This window comes from uncultured Microbacterium sp., assembly GCF_963521645.1.
Classification (GTDB): domain Bacteria; phylum Actinomycetota; class Actinomycetes; order Actinomycetales; family Microbacteriaceae; genus Microbacterium.
Map to the genome: position 1 here is coordinate 1 of NZ_CAUQVQ010000041.1, position 22,968 is coordinate 22,968.

The 22,968-nt window shown below is 68.3% G+C and carries 23 protein-coding genes and 1 tRNA gene; 16 read left to right on the forward strand and 8 right to left on the reverse strand.

Annotated features, from left to right (window positions below):
- A partial coding sequence (locus RWO82_RS10090; RefSeq protein ID WP_314426390.1) for an ATP-binding cassette domain-containing protein occupies nt 1-302 on the forward strand: 302 nt, incomplete at its 5' end.
- 236 nt (nt 303-538) lie between these two features.
- Here the strand turns inward: RWO82_RS10090 and RWO82_RS10095 are convergent.
- Entirely contained in the window at nt 539-1,315 is a 777-nt protein-coding gene (locus tag RWO82_RS10095; RefSeq protein WP_314426393.1) for a hypothetical protein, read from the reverse strand.
- Between the two features lie 229 nt (nt 1,316-1,544).
- Here RWO82_RS10095 and RWO82_RS10100 point away from each other — a divergent pair.
- Nucleotides 1,545-1,635: transfer RNA gene (locus tag RWO82_RS10100), tRNA-Ser, on the forward strand.
- A 172-nt stretch (nt 1,636-1,807) separates the two neighbouring features.
- On the opposite strand, the gene RWO82_RS10105 is transcribed toward RWO82_RS10100, so the two are convergent.
- Nucleotides 1,808-2,920 carry an ROK family transcriptional regulator gene (locus RWO82_RS10105; RefSeq protein ID WP_314426395.1) on the reverse strand — a complete coding sequence of 371 codons (1,113 nt, stop codon included), beginning with the start codon at nt 2,918-2,920 and terminating at the stop codon, nt 1,808-1,810.
- Between the two features lie 101 nt (nt 2,921-3,021).
- On the opposite strand from RWO82_RS10105, the gene RWO82_RS10110 reads away from it, so the two are divergent.
- Genes RWO82_RS10110 through RWO82_RS10125 form a run of 4 tightly spaced genes read left to right on the forward strand, consistent with a single transcriptional unit; the run spans nt 3,022 to nt 8,382 of the window.
- Nucleotides 3,022-5,190: an alpha-galactosidase gene (locus RWO82_RS10110; RefSeq protein ID WP_314426398.1), complete on the forward strand. Its 2,169-nt coding sequence runs from the start codon at nt 3,022-3,024 to the stop codon at nt 5,188-5,190.
- A 48-nt stretch (nt 5,191-5,238) separates the two neighbouring features.
- Nucleotides 5,239-6,525 carry an extracellular solute-binding protein gene (locus tag RWO82_RS10115; protein WP_314426401.1) on the forward strand — a complete coding sequence of 429 codons (1,287 nt, stop codon included), beginning with the start codon at nt 5,239-5,241 and terminating at the stop codon, nt 6,523-6,525.
- A 1-nt stretch (nt 6,526) separates the two neighbouring features.
- Complete coding sequence (locus RWO82_RS10120) at nt 6,527-7,456, forward strand: sugar ABC transporter permease (RefSeq protein ID WP_314426404.1); 930 nt, start codon at nt 6,527-6,529, stop codon at nt 7,454-7,456.
- On the forward strand, nt 7,456-8,382 hold the full coding sequence (locus RWO82_RS10125; RefSeq protein WP_314426407.1) for a carbohydrate ABC transporter permease: 927 nt from the start codon (nt 7,456-7,458) through the stop codon (nt 8,380-8,382). The genes RWO82_RS10120 and RWO82_RS10125 overlap by 1 nt, the downstream gene beginning before the upstream one ends.
- Nucleotides 8,383-8,606: 224 nt before the next feature.
- Here RWO82_RS10125 and RWO82_RS10130 read toward each other — a convergent pair whose 3' ends face one another.
- The 3 genes from RWO82_RS10130 to RWO82_RS10140 form a co-directional block, all read right to left on the reverse strand.
- Nucleotides 8,607-9,143 (reverse strand): hypothetical protein, encoded by a 537-nt coding sequence (locus tag RWO82_RS10130; protein ID WP_314426410.1) that lies wholly within the window; start codon nt 9,141-9,143, stop codon nt 8,607-8,609.
- Between the two features lie 420 nt (nt 9,144-9,563).
- Nucleotides 9,564-10,394, reverse strand: a complete 831-nt coding sequence (locus tag RWO82_RS10135; protein ID WP_314426412.1) for a DeoR/GlpR family DNA-binding transcription regulator — start codon at nt 10,392-10,394, stop codon at nt 9,564-9,566.
- Nucleotides 10,395-10,865: 471 nt separating this feature from the next.
- On the reverse strand, nt 10,866-11,132 hold the full coding sequence (locus tag RWO82_RS10140; RefSeq protein ID WP_314426414.1) for a hypothetical protein: 267 nt from the start codon (nt 11,130-11,132) through the stop codon (nt 10,866-10,868).
- Nucleotides 11,133-11,224: 92 nt separating this feature from the next.
- Between RWO82_RS10140 and RWO82_RS10145 the strand changes: the two genes are divergently transcribed.
- Both RWO82_RS10145 and RWO82_RS10150 read left to right on the forward strand, forming a co-directional pair.
- Nucleotides 11,225-11,581: a cupin domain-containing protein gene (locus tag RWO82_RS10145; protein WP_314426415.1), complete on the forward strand. Its 357-nt coding sequence runs from the start codon at nt 11,225-11,227 to the stop codon at nt 11,579-11,581.
- 215 nt (nt 11,582-11,796) lie between these two features.
- Nucleotides 11,797-12,525: a MerR family transcriptional regulator gene (locus RWO82_RS10150; protein WP_314426416.1), complete on the forward strand. Its 729-nt coding sequence runs from the start codon at nt 11,797-11,799 to the stop codon at nt 12,523-12,525.
- Between the two features lie 11 nt (nt 12,526-12,536).
- Here the strand turns inward: RWO82_RS10150 and RWO82_RS10155 are convergent, their stop codons facing one another.
- Nucleotides 12,537-13,205, reverse strand: coding sequence for a GPP34 family phosphoprotein (locus RWO82_RS10155; protein ID WP_314426417.1), 669 nt, complete (start codon nt 13,203-13,205; stop codon nt 12,537-12,539).
- Between the two features lie 211 nt (nt 13,206-13,416).
- Here RWO82_RS10155 and RWO82_RS10160 point away from each other — a divergent pair, with 211 nt between their 5' ends.
- Entirely contained in the window at nt 13,417-14,037 is a 621-nt protein-coding gene (locus RWO82_RS10160; RefSeq protein ID WP_314426419.1) for a small multidrug efflux protein, read from the forward strand.
- A gap of 57 nt (nt 14,038-14,094) precedes the next feature.
- On the opposite strand, the gene RWO82_RS10165 is transcribed toward RWO82_RS10160, so the two are convergent.
- Both RWO82_RS10165 and RWO82_RS10170 read right to left on the reverse strand, forming a co-directional pair.
- Nucleotides 14,095-15,516, reverse strand: coding sequence for a D-alanyl-D-alanine carboxypeptidase (locus tag RWO82_RS10165; protein ID WP_314426421.1), 1,422 nt, complete (start codon nt 15,514-15,516; stop codon nt 14,095-14,097).
- An 80-nt stretch (nt 15,517-15,596) separates the two neighbouring features.
- A complete protein-coding gene (locus tag RWO82_RS10170) occupies nt 15,597-15,914 on the reverse strand; it encodes an NIPSNAP family protein (RefSeq protein ID WP_314426422.1) in 318 nt (105 codons plus the stop codon).
- A 133-nt stretch (nt 15,915-16,047) separates the two neighbouring features.
- Between RWO82_RS10170 and RWO82_RS10175 the strand changes: the two genes are divergently transcribed.
- The 7 genes from RWO82_RS10175 to RWO82_RS10205 all read left to right on the forward strand — a co-directional run bounded on the left by RWO82_RS10175 (nt 16,048) and on the right by RWO82_RS10205 (nt 22,843).
- Entirely contained in the window at nt 16,048-16,329 is a 282-nt protein-coding gene (locus RWO82_RS10175; protein ID WP_314426425.1) for a hypothetical protein, read from the forward strand.
- A 157-nt stretch (nt 16,330-16,486) separates the two neighbouring features.
- Entirely contained in the window at nt 16,487-17,419 is a 933-nt protein-coding gene (locus RWO82_RS10180; protein ID WP_314426428.1) for an ATP-binding cassette domain-containing protein, read from the forward strand.
- A complete protein-coding gene (locus RWO82_RS10185; protein ID WP_314426430.1) occupies nt 17,416-18,258 on the forward strand; it encodes a hypothetical protein in 843 nt (280 codons plus the stop codon). The genes RWO82_RS10180 and RWO82_RS10185 overlap by 4 nt, the downstream gene beginning before the upstream one ends.
- Nucleotides 18,255-19,442 (forward strand): histidine kinase, encoded by a 1,188-nt coding sequence (locus tag RWO82_RS10190; protein WP_314426433.1) that lies wholly within the window; start codon nt 18,255-18,257, stop codon nt 19,440-19,442. Before RWO82_RS10185 ends, RWO82_RS10190 begins: the two co-directional genes overlap by 4 nt.
- Nucleotides 19,439-20,128: a response regulator transcription factor gene (locus RWO82_RS10195; protein WP_314426436.1), complete on the forward strand. Its 690-nt coding sequence runs from the start codon at nt 19,439-19,441 to the stop codon at nt 20,126-20,128. Before RWO82_RS10190 ends, RWO82_RS10195 begins: the two co-directional genes overlap by 4 nt.
- 88 nt (nt 20,129-20,216) lie before the next feature.
- Entirely contained in the window at nt 20,217-21,182 is a 966-nt protein-coding gene (locus RWO82_RS10200; RefSeq protein ID WP_314426439.1) for a TIGR03885 family FMN-dependent LLM class oxidoreductase, read from the forward strand.
- On the forward strand, nt 21,179-22,843 hold the full coding sequence (locus tag RWO82_RS10205) for an alpha-amylase family protein (RefSeq protein WP_314426442.1): 1,665 nt from the start codon (nt 21,179-21,181) through the stop codon (nt 22,841-22,843). Before RWO82_RS10200 ends, RWO82_RS10205 begins: the two co-directional genes overlap by 4 nt.
- Nucleotides 22,844-22,968 lie beyond the last annotated feature (125 nt).

The window sequence follows — 22,968 nt, forward strand, 5'->3', positions numbered from 1 at the left end:
GCCCGTGGGTGCGCGAGCGCGGCGGGCTCGACGCGCGCGTCGGCGACCGCGGCGGGCTGGTGTCGGGAGGTCAGGCGCAGCGGATCGCCCTCGCGCGCGCCCTGCTCAGGGGTTTCCCCGTGCTCGTGCTCGACGAGCCGACGGCCGGGGTCGACCCGGAGGCATCCGATGCACTGCTGCGCGACCTGCTGGGTGCCGCGGGCGACCAGTCGGTGCTGCTGATCTCGCACGTCGCCCCGCCCACGGGGACCGTCGACCGGGTGGTCAGGCTGGAAGACGGGCGTACCGTCGCTGGCGTGTGAGCGCGTTTCGTCTCGGTCGGCTTCGCCGTCCTCGCTCAACGACCGGGTCGGTGCGGTTCCGGTCGTTGAGCGAGGAGCGAAGCGGGATGGGTGGTCCGGTCGTTGAGCGAGGAGCGAAGCGGGGTGGGCTGTCCGGTCGTTGAGCGAGGAGCGGAGCCCCGAGACGAAACGGGGTGGGTGGTCCGGTCGTTGAGCGAGGAGCGAAGCACCGCGACGAAACGTCGCGAGAGTCGCCGTCAGCGGCTGAGGTCGGCCCGTGGCTCCATGACGACGCCCATGGCCTCGAAGACGCGGCGGCGCTCCTCGATGCGGCGGTGCAGCTCGACCTGGGCGTCGTCGACCAGCCGCGCATCGAGGTCGACGGTCGGCGGATGCGGGTCGCCGTGATTCTCCTGGATGTAGGCGTCGAGCTCGGGACCCGATGTCCAGGACGTGATCAGGGCGTAGCGCGGGGCCGTGCCGCGGTGCCAGACCGCGTGCCAGAAGCGCTGCGTGTCGACGATGATGCGCGACCCTTCGCGCAGCGGCAGGCGGATCTCGGTCGCGGGGTCGAAGCGGTCGGAGCGCAGCAGCAGCAGCGAGTCGGCGTCGTCGGAGAGGTTGTAGTAACCGCGCACGACCCAGCCGGTGCCGTCGACGTTGAGTCGGTTGTTGTCGTCCTGGTGCAGGTTGTAGACCGCATCCGCGTACTCGTTGGGCTGCAGTTCGATGACCCGGCAGCGCCCCACCCCGGCACCGGGTTCGAGCGCGCGGCGCTGCAGGGTCGGGGCGATCGCGACCTGCGACTCGACCCACACGCCGTCCTTGTCGGTGCGAGGAGGAGTGTGGTTCCAGAAGCCGTTGCACTCGATCTGGCCGGCGTAGCTCGCGAGCGGGGCGAATCGCGTGACGCCCGACGAGCGCCAGCCGATGTACTCGAGATCGAGCCACTCGGCGGGATCGGAGGCCTGGTCGTGGTCGTCGAGCACGACGTAGCCGGTCTCCGCCAGTGCCTCCGATGTGATGAAGCCCATTGCATCCCCTCCGCGCTCTGCCTTTAGGACAGCCTAACTTGGAGGTGAGGAGTTCGCCGGAGGGTGCGACCGGTCAAAAGATCTCGCGGTGAAACCCGCTTCTGTCGCCCAGACCCACGTCCTGCGCGTCGGTCTCGCCGAGAGAACGCGGTTTCGCCACGAACCCGCCGCGGATGCTGCGCGGCGCTCCGATTCGCGCCGCGGCCTGCGGTGTCGTAAGCTAGTCCGCGGTGACGTGTCCGAGCGGCCGAAGGTGCAACTCTCGAAAAGTTGTGTAGGGTAACCCCCTACCGTGGGTTCAAATCCCACCGTCACCGCCATGGAAACCCCCGAGAAATCGGGGGTTTTTCCGTGTCCGGGGTGGGGCGTGGTGCATTGGTGGTGCAGATTTCGGCAGTGGCCCGACGTAAACCCGCCATCGCACTCGGCATAGCGACGAGATGGCTGACCTGTCGGGGCGGGAAACTCAGAATCCCGGCCCAGAGCCGACCTTCAGTCGAGTCTGACGAACGCGTCCTGGATGGCGACGGCGGCCGCGCCCCGCGCCCAGCCGGTGAATCCGCTGTCGTCGATGTGCAGGCGCACCTCGGAGGCGCGGGGGTCGCGTGAGTCGAGAACGGTCGCGCGCACCGTCTCCTCGGCGACGTCGAAGAGCCTCATCCCCTCGCCCGCCAGCACGACGTCGGAATACAGTGTGAGGTTCGCCGACAGGGCGATGAGGCGCCCGAGGGCGCGAGCGCTGTCGTGGACGATGGCGGATGCCGCGGGGTCACCCGACTCCGCGGCATCGAGAGCCTCGTCGTAGATGAGCGGTCGGCCGAGCGCCATCGTCGCCTGGGAGGCGATGGATCCTGACGTGAGCATCGCCTGCGAGCATCCGCGGTGCCCCTCCTGACAGATGGGGCCGTGCGGGTCGAGGGGGATGTGTCCTCCGAGACCTATCCCCGCGTCGGGCGTGCGCAGGACGGCTCCACCGGCGACCAGTCCGTAACCCACGCCGGCGCCGATGGTGATCACGGAGAATCCGTCGAGGCCTCTGCCCGCCCCGAACCAGCGCTCCGCCTCGGTGAGGGCGATCAGGTCGTTCTCGACGCGCACGGGGAGGCCTGTCGCGTCCTCGAGCATCGCGCCGAACGGCACGTCGGTCCACTCGAGGAAGGAGGCCCATTCCACGACGGTGCCGTCGGTGATACCGCCGAGGCTCACGCCGATGCCCACCGGGGGAGAGGTCGTCCCGGAGACCCGCTCGACGGCGGTCTGCACCGCGTCGAGCACATCTGCGGGCTCGTGCGACTCGAGTGCGACGACGTGCTCACCGATCAGGCGGGCGCGAACATCCGTCAACACCGCATACGCATGCTCGCCGGTGATCTTCACGCCGACGAAGCTGCCGAGATCCGAGGAGATCTCCAGAGGCCTGGACGGTCGGCCGACCCCCTCAGCGACGTCGTCGAGTTCGATCAGGATCCCGCGGTCGACGAACGGGCGTGTCAGGCGGGTGAGGCTCGCGGGCGAGAGCCCGAGGCGGGTGGCCAGCGCTGTTCGAGAGATCGGGCCGTGGATCAGCACGGTCTTCGCGACCGCTGCCTCGCTTTCTGATAGCACGGGAACCTCCTCGTTTCTTTCATCATGGCATATATCGATGGATCCCCGACCGCGCTTTCGGGCTCTTGACCTCTTAATTGGTTCCGTGATAGAAACAATCCATGCATTCCAATGACGTGATCCTCGAACCGTCTGCCCCGCTGGACGCTCGCGACGTGGACGTCCTGCACCTGCGTGCCGGTGGAACCAGCGTCGTGGTCTCGATGGTCTCGCCGCCCTCGATCGTGCACTGGGGCGAAGACCTGGGGGATGCCGATCCGACCACTCTGTGCGGCCTCGCCCTGGCGGCGGCGCCTCAGCGCGTGTCCGGTGGCCTCGACGTCACGCCCGTCCTATCGGTCCTTCCCACACCGGCGCACGGATGGCTCGGCACCCCGGGCATCGAGGGACATCGAGACGGCAACGGCGCGAGCATCCGCTGGGCCGTGTCCGGCGTCGACGCCACGAGCGATTCCGCGCGCATCTCGCTGACCGACGACGCGGGACGGCTCGCCGCGACCCTCGAGCTCCGCGTCGGCCACGGTGGCCTGTTCCATCAGCGCATCACCCTGCGCAACAGCGGCACGAGCCCGTACATGGTGCAGCGGCTCACCGCGGCCTTCCCGCTCCCGTGGGATGCGACCGAGATCCTCGACACCACGGGGCGCCATCTGCGCGAGCGCTCGCCGCAGCGCCACGACTTCACGTTTGGGAGCTACAGCCGAGACAGCCGGCGCGGACGCCCCGGTGCCGACGCGACCCTGCTGTTCTGCGCAGGACGACCGGGCTTCGGGTTCGAGACAGGACGCGTGCACGGCATCCACGTCGCCTGGAGCGGCAACCACACCCTGCTCGCCGAGCGCATCGTCACTGGTGAGGCGTTCCTCGCCGGTGGTGAGCTCTACGGTTCGGGCGAGATCACGATCGAGCCCGGCTCGGCACTGACGACGCCCTGGATCATCGGCTCCTGGGGAGACGGTCTCAACGAGCTATCCTGGCGGTTCCACGACGAGCTGCGGGCCCGCCCGCAGCACCCGCAGCGGCCCCGTCCCGTCACGCTGAACACGTGGGAGGCGGTGTACTTCGACCACGACCTCGCCCGCCTGACCGACCTGGCGGATGCCGCGTCGGAGGTGGGCATCGAGCGTTTCGTGCTCGACGACGGCTGGTTCCGCGGACGCCGCGACGACACCTCGGGCCTCGGCGACTGGCACGTCGATGAGACCGTATGGCCCGAGGGCCTGCATCCTCTCGTCGACCACGTGCGGGCGCGCGGCATGGAGTTCGGCCTCTGGGTCGAGCCCGAGATGGTGAATCCCGACAGCGACATCGCGCGACAGCACCCGGACTGGATCCTGCGCACGCGGGTCGAATTGCCGCCGTCGGCCCGACAGCAGCAGGTGCTCAACCTTGCCCACCCCGACGCCTACGCATACATCGCCGCGCGCCTGCACGCGCTGCTCGACGAGTACCCGATCGCATACCTCAAATGGGATCACAACCGCGACCTCGTCGATGCCGGACGCGGACCGGGCGCTGGCCCCCTCGTGCACGAGCACACGCTCGCCGCGTACTGTCTGTTCGACGAGCTCAAGGCGCAGCACCCCGGTCTCGAGATCGAGAGCTGCGCGTCGGGAGGCGCTCGCGTCGACCTCGGCATCCTCGAGCGCACGGACCGCATCTGGACGAGCGATTGCCTCGACCCGCTCGAGCGCCTCTCCATTCAGCGCTACACCGGGCTGCTGCTGCCACCGGAGCTCATGGGAGCGCACATCACCAGCGAGACGGTGCACTCCACCGGTCGCGTCACGGACCTCGATCTCAGTGCCTCGATCGCCCTGCTCGGACACTTCGGCATCGAACGCGACATCTCGGTCGCCGACGCCGACGATCGGGCGCGCATCGCCGCCTGGGTCGACTACGCCAAGCGCATCCGTCCGCTCGTCGCCACCGGGCGCGTCGTCCATGTGGACGGCACGGATGACGGGATCGACGTGCGCGGGATCGTGGCCGCCGACGCCTCCCAGGCCGTCTTCACGATCACGCAGGAGGCGACCTCGGTCGCCTACCCTGCCGGTCGCGTGCGATTCCCGGGGCTCGACCCCGACCGCACCTACCGTGTCGCGATCGCCGCTCCCGTCGGGGTGCGCCCCGACGCAGGACAGTCGGAGCTGCCGTGGGCGCAGCAGGGAGTCGCGCTCACCGGACGCCAGCTCGCCGTGGCCGGCATCCGTCCCCCCGTCCAGTACCCCGGTCGAGCGACCGTGGTCGAGGTCACCACCCACAACTGACCCGGCCCGGTCTCGACCGGTTCCCACTCGCGCAAGGAGGCGCAGCACATGAAGATCATCCATCCGCTCCGAGGGGTCGCCGCGGCTGTCGCCGTGGTCGCTGTCGCCGGAGCCCTGGGAGGCTGCGCCGCGAGCGCGGACTCCGAGGTCACGACACTGGACTTCTTCCAGTTCAAGGGTGAGGCGCTCGAGGACTTCGACGAGATCATCGCCGAGTTCGAGGCGCAGAACCCCGACATCCGGGTGGTGCAGAACCAGGTCGCCGACTCGGAGACCCTGATCCGCACCCTGCTCGTCAAGGACCGCACCCCCGACGTCATCACCCTGAACGGCAACGGCAACTTCGGCGATCTCGCCGAGGCCGGGGTCTTCTACGACTTCTCCGACGAGCCGGTCCTCGACACGATTAACCCCGGCGTCCAGGAGATCCTCGCGCAGCTCGGCAACGCCGAGGGCGAGGTGAACAGCCTCGGCTATGTGAACAACGCCAACGGCATCATCTACAACCGGGCGATCTTCGAGGAGCAGGGGCTCGAGGTGCCCGAGACCTGGGACGAGCTGATCACCCTGTGCGACACGCTCGTCGACCGGGGCATCACCCCGTTCGCCACCTCGCTCGCCGAGAACTGGACAGCGATGCCCTCATGGAACGGGATCGGCGCGTACTACAGCCAGGACGGGTTCTTCGACGAGATGCGCGCGGAGGGGGAGTCGGTCGGACCGGATTCGCCCGTGTCGTTCGAGAGCGACTTCCCCGAGGCGATGGAGCGTCAGGCCCAACTCTTCCAGTACTCGCAGGACGGGTACCGCGGAGCCTCATACGACGACAGCACCTCGCTCTTCGCACAGGGTGGCGCGGCGATGATGCTCCAGGGAATCTGGGCGCTCAGCCCGGTGAAGGCCGTCAATCCGGACATCGATGCGGCGATCTTCCCGTACCCGGTCCCGGAGGATCCCGCCGATCGGATGCTGGTGTCGGGCGTCGACGTCGCCGTGACCATGGCCCGCGACACCCCCCACCGCGAGGAGGCCCTGCGATTCATCGAGTTCCTCTTCCAGCCCGAGATCATCGAACGGTTCGCCGCCTCGCAGACCATGGTCCCGTCGGTCGTCGACGCCGAGCTGAGCGACGACCCGGCCCTGCAGTCGATCGCCCCGTACTTCGACGACGGACAGATCACCGGATTCATCGATCACCAGGTGCCCGCGGCGATCCCCCTCGTCGGTGTCGTGCAGCAGTTCCTCTACGACGAAGACGCGGATGCGGCACTCCGAACCCTAGACAACGAGTGGCGCAAGGTCGCCGCCCGCACGATCACACCCGAGGAGGACTGAGATGGCCATTCTCACGACATCCACCGTGAAGACGGAGCAGGCGGCCGTCGAAGCGGCGCCGTCGCGTCAGCGGAGGAAGCTCGCACCGCGGGCGTTCTACTGGTTCGTGTGGCCCGCGGTCATCGCGTTCGCCCTGTTCCACACGCTGCCGGTCATCATCGGTATCTTCTTCAGCTTCACGAACTACGCCGGATACGGCACGTGGGACTTCGTCGGCATCGCCAACTACGTCAACATCTTCCGCGACGACCGGGTGCTCCGGGCTTACGGCTTCTCGTTCCTGTTCGCGATCGTGGCCACGGTGATCACCAACGCGATCTCGCTGGCGATCGCGATGGGGCTCAACGCGAAGATCAAGGCCCGCAACTTCTGGCGCGGCGTCTACTTCGTGCCCTACATCCTCGCGGTGCTGGTGGTCGGCTACGTCTTCCAGTTCCTGTTCTCGAACTCGCTGCCCAAGATCCTCTCCGGCATCCCGCTGTTCCGAGACAACATCCTCACCAGCCCCGAGTGGGCGTGGACTGCGGTGGTGGCCCTCGCGGTCTGGCAGGCCTGCGCATTCTCGATCATCATCTATCTCGCGGGGCTCCAGACGATCCCGGCAGACATCTACGAGGCGGCCTCGATCGACGGAGCGACCGCCGCGCGGCAGTTCCGCTCCATCACCTTCCCGCTCATCAGCGCCTTCTTCACGATCAACGTGGTGCTGAGCCTGAAGGGGTTCCTGCAGGTGTTCGACCCGATCATCGCCCTCACCAACGGAGGGCCGGGGACGTCCACCGAGTCGGTGACGATGCTCATCTTCCGAGGCGGCTTCTCGGGCGGCGAATTCGCCTACCAGACCGCCAACGCCGTGATCTTCTTCATCGTGATCACGATCGTCTCGCTCCTCCAATTCCGGGTCCTTCAGCGCAGAGAGGCCGACTTCTGATGTCCAGTTCCGTCACCACACCGATCGAGGAGGCGCCGGCCACCCGCGCGCTCGTCGTGCCCCGCAAGCGCCGCCTCGGCGCAGGCAAGGGCGGCGATGACTCCGACACCCGACGCACCAACTGGTGGGCCACCGCGCTCATCGCCGTGTGCTCGCTCACCGTGATCGTGCCGCTGTACCTGGCGGTCGCGGTCGCGCTCAAGACCCCCGACCAGCTCGCCTCGGGCACCGGGTTCGAGCTGCCTTGGCCGATCAACTGGGGCAACTTCGCGGTCGCATGGGAGCGCACCGACTTCCCACAGGCGCTGCTCAACACGGCGATCATCACGGTGGGGTCGGTCGTCTTCACCTTGCTCACGAGCTCGCTCGTGGCCTACGCCCTCGCGCGGAACCTGCACCGGCCGTTCTTCAAGGGCGTCTTCTACTACCTGCTCGCCGCCCTGTTCATCCCGTTCCCGATCATCATGCTGCCGCTCGTCAAGCAGACCGCACTCCTCGGTCTCGACACCCCGGCCGGCATGATCATCCTCTACACGATCTACGGACTCAGCCTCAACATCTTCATCTACACCGCCTTCATCCGTTCCATCCCGATCGAGCTCGAAGAGGCGGCACGGATGGACGGGGCTTCGACCTTCCGGGTGTTCCGGCAGATCATCTTCCCGCTGCTCATGCCGATGAACGCGACGGTCGGCATCCTGACGTGCGTGTGGGCCTGGAACGACTTCATCATGCCGCTCGTGGTGCTGACCTCGCCCTCGGACCGCACGCTGTCGCTCGCGCAGTACGTGTTCCAGGGGCAGTACAACACCGACTACACCGTGGCATTCGCGTCATACCTGATGGCCATGGCGCCCCTGCTCATCGTGTACATCTTCTCTCAGCGCTGGGTCATCTCCGGAGTGATGCGAGGGTCGATCAAGTAGCGGCGGCTTCATCCGGCGGCGCGCCCTGATGACTCGACCGTAGACATCGCGCGGTAGAGCGGTTGCCGGGTTCCGCATCGACGTGAGCCGAAACTCTGTCCCGGTCCCGAGCTAATCCGTCTCGGTCGTTCCGTCGAGATCGAGCTCACGCCGGATAGTTGCGACAAGTGGTCTTATCGTCGGTAAATGGCCAGACAAGGAAGTAAGAAGGGGCTGAGCACGGGCTAACGCCGTGCCTTTCCTATCGCCGCGTCGACACGCGCGACCGCGTCTTCGACAGTGCAGTGGCCCATCTCGATCAGGACATTCGGCACGATGCGCTCAAGCTCGATGGGCCACCGCCGGTAGACCCGTTCGAGGAAGCTCTCTTCTTTCGAGACTCCTCTTGCCGGGTCCACCTCCGCCCGAGCGATCGCGGTCTCGAGGGCGACCGTGGTCGCCACTGTGACGATCACCGCGCCGGGCGGCGCTTGCATTCGGAGTCGCGAGACTTCGTCGTGTGAGCCGGATCCTTCCGCGATGACAGTCGTGAGATCGGTTCGCGCCCAGAGCTCGGTCGCGGTTTCGAAGATCTGGTGCGCTGCCTGCCAGCTCGGGAGCGTGGGGAGCGCCATCGCCGCGATCTGGTCGAGTTCGACGAGAGCGACTCGCTCACCGCGACGGCGCAGCTCCGCACTCAGGGCGGTGGCGAGTGTGCTTTTCCCGGACGCCTGCGGTCCGGCGATGATGACGAGCGCAAGCGAGCCCTCGCAAGTGTCCATCCCGTAAGTGTGTCCCATGCGAGGCGTCTAATTCGCGTTCAGCCCATGATCGCGTGAGTCGAGGGCTCTCTTGTAGTGGCTCTCGGCCGCGTTGATGACCGGTTCTGGAGTCGCTGGGTCGAACACCCGCAGCACCGAGAACCGAAACGTGGACGGGTTTAGGCCCCGGAGGTCGCGGTTGTTGCCGTGTCCGTTCGCCGCGTATGCGGTCCAGCGTTGGCTGATGGTGTCCGCACCGTCAGCCTTGCCTAGGGGTTGATGAAGAGGACTTCCGGCGCTCGCTGGACGCGGTCGTCGGATCCGGCTACACCGGGCCTCTCGCTCTGGTCTACGACGCCGATGAGGTCGACGAGTGGGTTGGACTCGCTCGTCTGCGTGAGGTAGCGATGGACCAGACATCCTCCGACCGCTGATCGCTGTCTAGTGGTCGGGGATCGCCGACAGTGGAACGGTGATGACCTCCACGCCGGCCTGCCGTGCTTCGTAGATCGCGCTCACTGGTGCGTCGGCGGTGGTGATGATCGTGTCGAGGTCGCCGTAGGAGCCGAAGCGGTGCGCGGATGTGCGGGAGAATTTCGCGGCGGTGGTGACCAGGACGGTGCGGGCTGATGACTCCAGAGCGGCACGCTTGATCTGTGCATCTGGCCAGGTGGCGACAGTGAGGCCGTGCGCGGGGTCTGCGGAGCAGGCGCCGATGAAGGCGATGTCGAAGCGCATCGCTCTGATGGTCTCCACGGCGCCGATGCCGGTGAACGAGAGATCGTCGCCTGCGATCGTGCCGCCGGGCACGATGACTTCGTTGCCGGGTCGGGAGGCGAGCGAGGCAGCGGCATGCAGCGAGAGAGCGAGAGCGGTCACTCCCGCCCCCGCGAGCTCGCGGGCAACGGCCAGTGTCGTCGTACCGTTGTCGATGAGCACCGACTGTCCACCGCGGACTCTGAGAGCGCGCTTCAGACGCGGGCGTCGAACACCTGGAAGGCCACCGTCCTCGTGCTGCCAGTGGGAGGCGATGCCGAGCGAGCGCTTCTTCAGCTCATCCCGGAACGCCTGGATATCGTCGTCCGAGAACTCCCAGGCACGCTGCGTCGAGCGTGCGCGATAAGGGGCGAGCGCGCGAATGTTGATCCTACAGGCGAACGAGTGGAAGTCGACGCCTCGAGGGAGCACCCGTCCAACCTCGTGATCAGCCTGTCGCGGTGAACCGAGGTGGTCGCCGTACTCGGTTCCCGCTCGCATCATCTCGGTGACCATGTCCAACGCCTGCAGCTGCTCCGGCGTCGGGTAGGTCGGTCGTTGCGCGCACCCCGGAATTGAGCGAAACCGCGAACGCCGAAGACGCCCTGCCTGCGGAGGTGGACGGGGTGGATGGTCTGCAGTTGGACGAGTCCACCGTTCGCTTCGCGGGCGAGGAGGATCGGTGTGCTGCCAGCACGCCCGCGAGCTCGCGCTCGATGAAAGAGATCGAGTCCGGGTGTTCGATGTCGATGAGCCATCCGGGATCGGGCAGTGAGATGTGAGTGATGCCACGGTCGTAGCGCCAGCCTGCGGGGATAGCTCCGAGGCCCATGTAGTAGCGCCCCCAGGTCTGCCGCCACTTCTCGGAGGCATCGCGGGGCGCGGCCGACAGCGGTGGGTACTCGGTCTTGCCGACGTGGAAGCCGTAGACGTCACCGGGTTCTGAGAGGAGTCTGAGACCGGTGACGGCACAGGTCCGCTCGGCCCTCACGCGTCGACGGCCCCGCTGATGAACGCCTCGACGGCCTCAGCGACCTCTCCCTGACGCCCCTCGCGGATCGCCGTGATCGGTGTGTCCTCCCGCAGGTGGGGGTTGCCGCCGATGAACCGCTGCCGGGCGACGTGATCGCCATCGGCCGCAGACAGGAGCGCCAACTGCCGATGCGCGAACGTCACCAGGTGCGCGGCGATGCTCGTGGGCGAGCGCGTGTTGCCCGTGCTGCGGCGGGAGCCTGCGCAATACGCGGACGTCACGCCGTAGCCGCGGGAATGCGTATCCGTTCAGCTCGCTGAGTGGGTGCGGCAGCGCGCCGAGCAACGTCTTGTGCATCTGCGAGGATCGAAGAATGCCCGAACCCGTCGATGTCACGACCGCTGATCACTACGTCTGGGGCCAGGTATCCGACGGGTGGCGACTGCTCGACAGCCCCGGACTGTCCGTGATCGAGGAGCGAGTGCCGGCCGGCGCCGGCGAAGAGTGGCATGTGCATGACACGGCGACCCAGTTCTTCTACGTGCTCGAGGGACTCGCTCAGATGCACACCGTCGAGGGCGTCGTCGAGCTCGGGACCCGACAGGGCATCGAGATCCCCACCGGACTCGCGCACCGCTTCTTCAACCCCGGCCCCGCGGAGACGCGGTTCCTCGTGATCAGCTCGCCGAACACGAGAGGTGACCGACGCGCCGTCGACATCGCGAGCTGAAGCTCCGACCTCGCAGCTCCCCTGAGCTGTCGCCGCTGGTCGAACGCCGACGCATCCGTCCCGATGCGGAGCAGCGCGGACTTGACCGTGTTCCGACCACACGGTCTCTACTGACGGGGGGACACCTCCCGCCGGACTGCGCGACGTCGCTGCGCCTCCCGCACGCAGCGGGGCCAGAATGAGTGAGAGGCCGACAGCGGGAGACGGGACGCGTCATGGCATGGAGCACGAGAGAGGTCGCCGACCTCGCCGGGACCACGGTGAACACGGTGCGGCACTATCACCGGGTGGGCCTGCTCGCGCAGCCGAGCCGGTCGTCGAACGGGTACAAGAGCTACGAGGTGAGCCACCTAGTGCAGTTGCTCCGCATCCGCCGCCTGCGTGAGCTCGGCGTTCCCCTCGACCAGATCGATCGAGTCGCCGCCGGTGATGACCGCGCTCACGCGGCGCTGCAGGACATCGACGTCGAGCTCTCCGCCACGATCGAGCGACTGCAGCAGGCCCGGGCGCAGATCCGCACGATCGTCGACGGCGCCACGTCGACGGATCTTCCTCCGGGTTTCGAGAACCTCACGGCTCGGCTCACCGAGACCGAGCGGTCGCTGATGCTCATCTACTCGCAGGTCTACGACGACGAGGCCATGCGCGACATCCGGATGATGCTCGAGTCCGACCCGGCCGACGTGCGGCTCGACTTCGATGCTCTGCCGCCGGATGCCGACGAGCAGACGCGGATCCGCATGGCGGAGCGGTACGCGGTCGGTCTCGCTCACGACCTCACGGCCTACCCGTGGCTGCAGGATCCGCTGGCGCATCACCGCGGACGACCGCAGATGACGTGGGAGGCGGTGGCGGAGTCGGTCGCGGCGCTCTACAACCCCGCCCAGCTCGACGTGATCGCGCGCGCACACGTCATCGCGCTGGCGACGATCGCCGAGGGGTGACCCGGCCCGGCTCAGGTGCGAGGCAGCACGGTCGACGCGATCACGGTGTTCATGATGACGGCGTTCATGGTGCGCGCCACGGCGCTCGAGGTCGCCGCCGCGCCCCAGTCGCCGTTCTCGAGAGCCTTCGCCCGCGTGTAGACATCGCTGCCCCAGGGGATCTCCGCATGGAACTGGGGGAGGGTACCGCTCGCCGACAACAGGGCGATGGTCGCTGCGATCCGCGGGTCGGGGGCATCGCCGTCGATCAGCACGGCTCGCGCCCTGCGGACGAGGTCTGAGCGGCGGTCGCCGGCGAGTGAGATCCTCGTGGTCGGAAACAGGCCCAGAACCTTGCCTTCCGTGCGGTGCAGGTCTCCGCGCGCGACGACCCGGTCGAGCACGGGGCCGCGCAGGTGGGGGCCGATGTCGGCGAGCACAGCCTGCACGTCCTGCGGCTTCCTCGACAGCGAAGTCAACGCCGGAGCGACGAGCGGGTCGGGTGCATCGCCGTCCCCGGTCGCGCGCACCCGGGTGAAGGGTCCGTGCTCCTCGGCCTCGACCCGACCGGCGAATGCGAGGTCGGCCAGCACGGCGCCGCCGAGCACGTAGAACAGGGTGTTCTCCCCGGCGATGGTGCCCGAGTCCGGCTGGAACAGCAGGAGCAGTGTGTCTTCGACGATCAGGGGTTCTTCCGACATGGTGCTCCTTCGGTGGTGAGCGTCGCAGCCATGACCCGTCGTCACGGTCTTCGCGCGCGCTGAGAACACTCAAGACGATGTTCCGACCACAGGGTCAAGGCTCCGCACCGACCGGCGTTCACGTGTTTGACCGTGTGGTGAGCACACGGTCTTGACTCCTCATATCCGCGGCCCCGATCGGTCGGCCGCGCACGAGAGTGAGAGGTGGCAGATGGACAACCCCTACCCCTGGTTGCAGGACTTCATCGCCCAGGTTCCCGAGATCCTTCAGCCGGTCATGGTCGCGCTCGTCGCGGCGATCCCCTACATCGAAGGGGAGGGCGCAGCCGCGTTCGGCATCATCGCCGGCATCCACCCGCTCGTCGCCGCGCTCGCCGCCATCGCCGGCAACGTGCTCTGCGTGATCGCGGTGGTCCTCCTCGGTTCGCGGATCCGCGGCGGGGTCGTGGCACGTCGTGCATCGCGGACGGACGCGGTCTCGTCCGCCGCCGTGAACGACAGCACACGACCGGCGACGTCGACGATCACCACGGTCGCGGCGTCCGATGCGGATGCCGTCCCGGGGTCCGCGATCGCGGCGACGGACGACGACGAGACGACTCGTCGAGGCAAGGGGCGCACGAAGCTGCGACGCTGGCTGGTCAGGTTCGGAGTCCCCGGCGCCAGCATCCTGGCGCCCATCGCGCTTCCGACGATGCTGACCGCCGCTTTCTTCGTCGCGTCCGGCGTGCGCAAGGAGTGGGTCATCCTGTGGCAGATCGTCGCGATCGTGCTGTGGACGGGCGCCGTCGCGGCGGCCGCCGCCGGGGTCCTTGCGCTGCTGGGCTGGTGAGGCGAGGAGCCGGCCCGCGCACGCGCCCCGCCCGGCCCTTCGTCCTGTCGAGCGGCGTCAGCCCCGCGCATCCGTCGCGGAGCCGAGCTCGGACGGGTGGGTGAGGCGCCACCACTCGGTGGGCGGGTCGATGTCTCCCGTGATGCTCACGGGAGCGGTGACGGTGTTCGGACCGGCGGTCCACGTGACGCTCCCCACCACCGTGCCGTCGCTGTACGTTGGCGGGGTGTCGATGTCCATGGTCAGCTCGATCGGTGTGTCCGACCAGGTGAGGATCGACGCGCTCTCGTCGATGACCAGTGTGGCCGCGGATCCCCAGGGGGTCGAGATCGATCCGACCTCCTGGCCTTCGGTCGCGACCGGAACCTGGTGGAAGCCGGAGCGGATGCTCTCGAGCGCCGCGACCACGGTGGCGTTGACCGACTCGCGCGTCGCCCCGCCGAGCACGACCCCGGTGACGGCGAGGGGTGCTCCCGTGCCCACGTCGAGTCTCGATGTGTACAGGAGGTTGTGCGTCCCGTCGCCGAGGTTCCCGGTCTTCAGGCCTGTGATCCCGGCAGTGCCCAGAAGAGCGTTGGTGTTGTACAGGTGACCGGCGCCGGGGATCGTGACGGAAGAGGTCGCGACGATCCAGGCGATCGCGGGATGCGCGGCGGCGAGCTTCGCGATCGCCAACAGGTCGGCCGGCGTGCTCGTGTTGCGCGGGCTGATGCCCGTCGGCTCGATGACGGTCGTGCCGGTGAGCCCGTGCGATGCGAGCCAGTCGCGCGTCGCGGCGAGGAAGGCGCCCCGCGAGCCGAAGATCCGCGAGGACAGCGCGTCGGCGTAGTTGCTCGCGGAGGGGATGAGCATGACGGCCAGGGCGTCGTGCAACGACATCGTGGTGCCGGTGGGCATCGGCGCGATGGTCGCGCCCTGCACGTAGTACTGGTCGTAGAGATCGTGGTCGGACTTGCTGAAGGTGATGAGCGGGCCGGGATCGTCGGCGGAGGTGAGCGGTGCGGCGTCGAGGATGACGAGGGCGGTGATGAGTTTGGTGATGCTCGCGATCGGGAGGGCCTCGCCCGTCCCGGTCGTCGCCCAGATCCCGCTCGCCGTCTCTCCGAGATAGGCATCCGCGCCCGCGATGCTGATGGCCGAAGCCGTCGCCGTCGGCGTGGAGATGGCCGCAGCGCTTCCCGCCGTCACCTGCGGTGCGCGAGCGGTGATCTCGGGAGGATTCATCGGAGCCGTCAGCGCCCACCCGATGTAGCCGCCGGTCGCCGCCAGCAGCGCGACGATGCACGCGGCGGTGATGAGGAGCGTCCGTCGCCTGCGTCGGGTGCGCACAGCCGGATCGACGCGGTCATCGCCGAACTCCTGCTCGTGCGCCATGAGGTCCGCGAAGTCGGAGAGTTCGTCCGTCGGCGGCTCGGATGCCGTCATCGAGTGCCCCTCATCGCGCCCCATCTGCCGCTCGCCGCCTGTCGAAAAGGCCATCCTCTCGCATGCGCGCGTCCCCCGGTATAGGCCGTTCGGGGGACACGACCGCCGCGACGACGCCCCCCGTCAGCCGTCCGTCAGTCGTCGTCTGACGAGAAGACAGGGCTGAGGAACCGGCGCTCGTAGCGTCGTATGCACCGCGTCCGGCGCGCGAACTCGAACGCCGCCATGCACTCGGGATCCGTCTTCGACGCCGTGCGGTACACCTCGTACTCGGCCAGCGACGGGAAGGTGAACAGTGCGAACGCCTCATCGCTGTCGCCCTCGCTCGGCAGGAAGTAGCCGTGGTGGGTTCCGCCGTGCTTCGCCACCAGTCGGATCCACGCCCGCCCGTACTCGGTGAAGTCGTCGAGCTTGTCGGGGTCGATCTCGTAGCGCAGATGAACCGTGATCATGCCGCTCATCCTCTCAGAGCGCCGCGCGGCTCGCCGCGTCGCGCGTGTGCGCGCATCGGCGGGTCCGGTTGCACAACGGCCGCCGAACCGCAACCCGCTATGACCAGCCAGCGGGCGCGTTACGATTTTTCGCATGTCTGATCTCAAGACCATGGTGCAAACGCAAGTGAGCGTCGACGGACACGTGAGCCTTCTCGCCCAGGGGCAGGATGCTGACGAGGTCATGAGGCAGATCGAAGACGCCGTCGCATCGGGTGGCCGCTTCGTCCACCTCGTCGTCGCGGGCAACCGTAGAGACAGCGTGCTGGTCACACCCTCCAGCCGCGCGTCGGTGAGTGTCTCGACCGTGCTGTACGACGAGCGTGACGACGGAGACCTCGCCGCTCCGTTCGGCGGACTCTACGACCTCATCTGACCGGTCGGGGTCGATCCGTCGCGCGTCGCAGCGTCGGCGTCGAGCACCGCATCCCGGTGTGGACCCTGGTACTGCCCGCGTCGCCCTGTTCAGGACCGTGGCCCGATGCGCCCGTGCTTCGTCGTTCGTAGCGTCGACGATGAACGAAAGGCGCGACATGATTCGAGTTCAGTCTCTGACGAAGCACTACGGCGATACGGTGGCCGTGAACGGGATCGACTTCACGATCCGACCGGGCGCGGTCACCGGGTTCCTGGGCCCGAACGGGGCGGGGAAGTCGACGACCATGAGGATGGTCGTCGGGCTGGATCGTCCCACAGCGGGCACGGCGGAGGTGAACGGCCGCCCGTATGCGGCCCTGCCCGCGCCGCTGCGCGAAGTGGGCGTGCTGCTCGACGCGCGGTCTGCTCACAGGCGCCGCACTGCGTATAAGCATCTGCTGGCGATCGCCGCCACCCACGGCATAGGCTCTGCCCGCGTGCACGAGGTGATCGGACTCGCGGGTCTCGATGCTGTGGCGGGCAAGCGGGTCGGCGGGTTCTCGCTCGGCATGAACCAGCGGCTGGGCATCGCCGCCGCGCTGTTGGGCGACCCGCCGACGATCATCCTCGACGAGCCGGTGAACGGCCTCGACCCCGACGGCATCCTGTGGATCAGGGGGCTGCTGCGGCAGCTCGCGGGAGAGGGCCGAACCGTGCTGCTCTCGTCGCACCTGATGAGCGAGATGACCCAGACAGCCGACCATCTGCTCGTCATCGGGCGCGGGTCGATACTCGCCGACGGCCCTCTGCACGAGGTCGTCGCCGGCGTGACCCGAGCGGTGGTCCGCGTTCGCACGCGCGAGGCGGAGCGACTGATCGGCCTGATCTCACGTGCCGGAGCGACAGTCACGTCGCATGTCGGAGAGGCAGTGGAGCTCACGAACATCGCCGCAGAGGAGATCGCACGCGTGGCAGCGGAAGAGGGCATCGTCCTCTACGAGATCGCCACGATCGAGGGGTCGCTCGAAGACGCCTATCTCGCCCTCACGGCGCACGACACCGAGTACCGCGCAACCGCGCAGCATGCAGAAGACGGAGCCCGCCGATGACCATCACGACGACCCCCCGGCGCGCGGATGCCCGCACTCGCCGCCCGGCCTTCCGGTGCGTGGTGCGTTCGGAGTGGATCAAGCTCCTCAGTCTTCCCTCGGCTGCGCTCGCCCTGATCGCGATCTTCCTGATCGGTGTCGGAGGCAGCCTCTTCCTCGCGGTGACGCTGGAATCGTCGGGGGTGCCGTCGGTGCCTTCGATAGAACGCACGATGGCCGACGTCACCGTGCCGACTGTGGTTCTGGGGCAGATCATCGCCGGTATTCTCGGAGTCATGCTGATCGGAGCCGAATACGCGTCGGGTTCCGTTCAGTCCACGTTCGTGGCGGTGCCCGACAGGGGGAGAGTGCTTCGGGCGAAGGCGATCGTGGCGGCGACGGCCGTGACCGCCGTCGCACTGCTCACCGTCTTCAGCGCATGGGCCGTCACGACACCGATCTACGCGCAGTTCGGTCTCGAGGCTTCGCTCGCCGCCCCGGGAGTCGTTCTCTCCCTGGTCAGCTCGGCGGCGTATCTCGGGCTCTGCGCGCTGTTCGGGGTCGGCATCGGGGCGCTGGTGCGGTCGACCACGGCGGGGGCGATCATCGTCTTCCTCGCCACACTGCTGCTTCCTGTCCTGACGTCGCTGCTGCCCTACGGCCTGCTCTCGCGCGTGCTCAGGATCGGTCAGCTGGGCAACGCGGGCGACGCGATGAGCAGGGTCGGCGCGGAGGGCGGACCGTTCCTCGACCTGTGGGCCGGTCACATCAGCGTCGGGGCAGGCTGGGCGATCGCATCGATCTGGGCGGTGCTCGCGCTCGCCGCGGGTGCTGTCGCCCTGCGCACTCGAGACGTATGAGACGGCTGCGATCCGACCTGCTGGTACTCGGGGCATACGCGGCCGTCTCGTCGGTGCTGGGATATCTGTCCCTCGAGTCCTCCCTGATGGCTCCGATGTGGGCGCTCGTGGCGCTCTTCCTCGCCGGGGTGGCCGCGGTCGTCGTGTCGCGGAGGCGCCCGCTCACGGCCTTCATCGCTGTGCTGGCGCTCCTGCCCCTCTCTTTCGCGGGCGGTTCCGGCGCCGAAGCGGTACTGGTGGTGTGGGCGCTGTACCGCAGCGGGGTCGTCGCCCGTCCTTGGCGCTCGTGGCTGGCCTTCGCCGCCGCCGCGGTATCCGGAACGATCGCTGCGCTGGTGCTCGCTGTCCGCGTGCGAGTCGGTCCGCCGCTTCTCGGGTTGGCTCCGCGGGTCGATCACGATGCCTGGCCGCTCGACTGGCTCAGCATCTCCGCGGTCGTGATCGCCGTCGCGCTCATCGCGACCCTCGTCGGTCTCGACGTGGGTCACCGACGACGCGAGTTGCGCGCGCTCGAGGAGCGAGCCGAGCAGATGCGCCGTGAGCGCGATCAGGAGGCGGAGATCGCCGGCGTGCTGGAACGCGAGCGGATCGCGCGAGAGATGCATGATGTGATCGCCCACAGCCTCGCTGTGATGATCGCCGTCGCAGACGGTGCGCATGCGTCCGCGGCGACCCGACCCGAGGAGGCGCGCCGCGCGATCGGCCGGGTGGCGGAGACCGGCCGCCGCACTCTCGTCGAGATGCGTCGCCTGCTGACCGGGGTTGACGACGGGATCACGTCCAGCGGCCTCCATCCGGTCCGGCCAGGTCTCGAGGGGATACCCGATCTCGTCGCGGAATCCCGCGCAGCGGGTCTGCCGGTGAGGCTCGAGCAGACCGTCGTCATCGACGCCGAAGCCGTGGTGGGACTCACGGTGTACCGCATCGTGCAGGAGGCGCTGACCAACGTCCTCCGGCACGCCCGAGACGTGCAGGAAGTGGTCGTCAGGGTCGCTGCCGCCGACGGCGAGGTCTCGATCCTCGTCGAAGACCGGTCGGCGCCTGCTGCCGAGACGGGTGGTCAGGGTCGCGGCCTGGTCGGCATCCGCGAGCGCGCCGCGTTCTACGGGGGTCACGTCGAGGCCGGCCCTCGACCGGGCGGAGGATGGCGAGTGCTCGCGATCCTGCACATGGAGGCGCCATGACCGTCCAGGATCCACCCGCGTCGCGGATCCGCGTGCTGATCGCCGACGACCAGGAGCTCGTGCGCTACGGTCTGCGTCTCGTGCTCGAGGCGGAGGACGACATCGTCGTGGTCGGCGACGCGCACGACGGAGCCTCCGCCATCGAGGCGGCGCTCGCGTCGACACCCGACGTGGTCCTGATGGACGTGCGGATGCCGGGCACGGACGGCATCAGCGCCACACGGGAACTCGGCGCGCGTCTGCCGCGAACCCGCGTGCTCGTGCTCACCACGTACGATCTCGACGAGTCCGCGTTCGGAGCGCTCCGGGCCGGGGCCGCCGGTTTCCTGCTGAAGAACACGCGACCGGCCGAACTCGTCGCCGCGATCCGCACCGTCGCGACGGGAGAGGCTGTGGTCGCTCCTCGCATCACCGCGAAGCTCATCGAGGTCGCTCTGCCGCACCTCGTGCCTGCCGATCAGCGTGCACGCCGGAGCGCACTCTCGGTGCTGACCGCACGTGAACGCGATGTGTTCCTGCAGGTCGCGCGCGGCCTGACCAACGCCGAGATCGCGAAGGCCCTGCACCTGAGCGAGTCCACCGTCAAAGCCCATTTCGGGCGCATCCTGGTCAAGCTCGATCTGCCCAGCCGCGTGCAGGCGGTGATCCTGGCGTACGAACTCGGAATCGTGAGCGCCGGCGGCTGAGCCGAGGCCGACGAGGTCGCATCCTTCCAGACTCGCTGCGGGGTGTCCACCACTGCCATCCGTCGCCGTCGGTTGCAAGACTCGGCGCATGGAGTTCATCGGTTTTCATGCGTCGCACGAGCAGTTGGCACCGAGCGCGCTTCTCGCCGCCGTGATCGAGGCGGAGCGCGCAGGCTTCGACGGCGCGATGTGCTCGGATCATCTCGCGCCGTGGACCACGGCTCAGGGGGAGTCGGGTTTCGCGCTCAGCTGGATCGCCGCCGCGCTCGCCCGCACCCGCTTCTCGATCGGGATGGTCAATGCGCCGGGTCAGCGCTACCACCCGGTGATGATCGCGCAGGCGTTCGCGACGCTGGAGGAGATGTTCCCCGGTCGCTTCTGGGCGGCGATGGGCAGCGGCGAGGCGGTGAACGAGCACGTCACGGGCGACGGCTGGCCGGACAAGAGCATCCGCAACGCGCGGCTGCGTGAGAGCGTCGACGTGATCCGCCGCCTGATCGAGGGCGAGGAGGTGGATCACGACGGGCTGGTGCGCGTGCACCGGGCGCGCGTGTGGAGCAGGCCGGAGCAGCCGCCGCCCCTGTTCGCGACCGCTGTCAGCGCCGAGACCGCGGAGTGGGCGGCCTCATGGGCGGAGGGTCTCGCGACGGTGGCTCAGGAGCCTGCAGCGCTGCAGCGGGTCGTCGACGCCTATCGGTCGGCGGGCGGCACAGGACCGTGCATCCTTCAGGTGCACCTCAGCCTGGCGCCGAGCGACGACGAGGCGTTCGCGATCGCCCGCGAGCAGTGGCGCAACGGCCTGCTGGCACCGCCGCTCACCTGGGATCTCGAGCAGCCCGAGGACTTCGAGGCCGCGCTGGTCGGGCTCGACGAGGAGCAGCTGCGCACGGCCGTGCTGGTCGATCACGACGCGACCGCACTCGCGGGGCGCATCGCCGACCTCGTCGAGATCGGATTCGATCGCGTGTACCTCCACCACGTCGGCACCGAGCAGTCGCATTTCCTCGCCGCCGCGGCATCCGAGCTCATCCCCGCGCTGAAGGAGCGACAGTGAAGATCACCGACACGAGCGACCTCTGGTGGAAGACCGCGGTGGTCTACTGCCTCGACGTCGAGACGTTCCTCGACTCGAACGGCGACGGCGTCGGCGATCTGCAGGGTCTCTCGCAGCGCATCGACTACCTCTCGCAGCTCGGGGTGACCTGCCTGTGGCTGATGCCCTTCTATCCGACGCCCGACCGCGACGACGGCTACGACGTCAGCGACTTCTACGGCGTCGACCCGCGCCTGGGCACGCACGGCGATCTCGTCGAGGTGATCCGCACCGCCCGCGATCGCGGGATGCGGGTGATCGTCGACCTGGTCGTCAATCACACCTCCGACCGGCATCCGTGGTTCCTCGCCGCCACGCGCAGCGTGGACTCGCCCTACCGCGACTACTACGTCTGGCGTGACGACGCGCCTCCGAAGGGGCAGAAGAACGCCGTCTTCCCCGGGCAGGCGAACGGCATCTGGGGCAAGGACGAGAAGTCCGGGCAGTGGTACCAGCACAGCTTCTACGAGCACCAGCCCGACCTGAACATCGCGAACCCGAAGGTGCGGGACGAGATCGCCAAGGTCATCGGGTTCTGGCTGCAGCTGGGCATCTCGGGCTTCCGCGTCGACGCGGTGCCGTTCCTGCTCGAGATCCCCGAGGGCTCCGGCATCCCCGAGCCGCACGATCTGCTGCGCGACATGCGACGGTTCCTGCAGCGGCGCTCGAGCGAGGCGATCCTGCTCGGCGAGGTGAATCTGCCCTATGACGACCAGGTGCAGTACTTCGGCGGTGACGACGGCGACGAGCTCACGATGCAGTTCGACTTCGTCGGGATGCAGTCGATCTATCTGTCTCTCGCCCGCAGGGACCCCGCTCCGCTGATCGCGTCGCTGCGAGCCCGACCGGTGCTCGGCCCGGAGGTGCAATGGGCGAACTTTCTGCGCAACCACGACGAGCTGACCCTCGACAAGCTCAGCGACGGCGAACGGCAGGAGGTGTTCGACGCGTTCGCGCCCGACGAACGTCAGCGCGTGTTCGGGCGGGGCATCACGCGCCGCCTCCCCCCGATGCTCGAGGGCGATCCGCGCCGCATCCGCATGGCGTACAGCCTGCTCTTCACGCTGCCGGGAACGCCCGTGCTGTTCTACGGCGAGGAGATCGGCATGGGCGAGAACATCGAGATCCCGGGTCGTGAATCCGTGCGGACGCCGATGCAGTGGTCGGCCGATCGCAACGGGGGGTTCTCGGATGCTGCGCCCCGTCGCGTCGTCGCGCGTCCGCCGGCCGACGGCTACGCGCCGGAGCACGTGAACGTCGCCGCGCAACTCGGCGACCGCGCGTCGATGCTGTATTTCGTGCGGTCGCTCACCTCGGCCTATCGGATCTCGCCGGAGCTCGGATGGGGAACGCTGGAGATCATCGAGCAGCCCGCCGCGTCGCTTCTCGTGCACTCGCTCGCGGCAGACGTCGGACGGATGCTCGCGCTCCACAACTTCGCGGAGGTGCCGGTCACGACATCGTTCCGGGTGCAGGACGAGCCCGAGGGCGCGAGACTCGTCGACCTCCTCGATCCTGCCGAGATCGCACTGGGCCCGGACGGCGAGGTCGAACTGGAGGTGCCGGCGTACGGCTTCCGCTGGCTGCGCGTGTCCCGTCCGGGCGACGGCCGCGTGACCTGATCCCGGGCGCGGGGCCCTCCCGGTCGGCGCGCGGTCAGCCGTCCGCGCCCGGCTCGCCGAGCACGTCGACGACCGATCGTGCCAGCTCGCCCTCCAGGTCTCTTTACATGAACCCCTTCCCCATG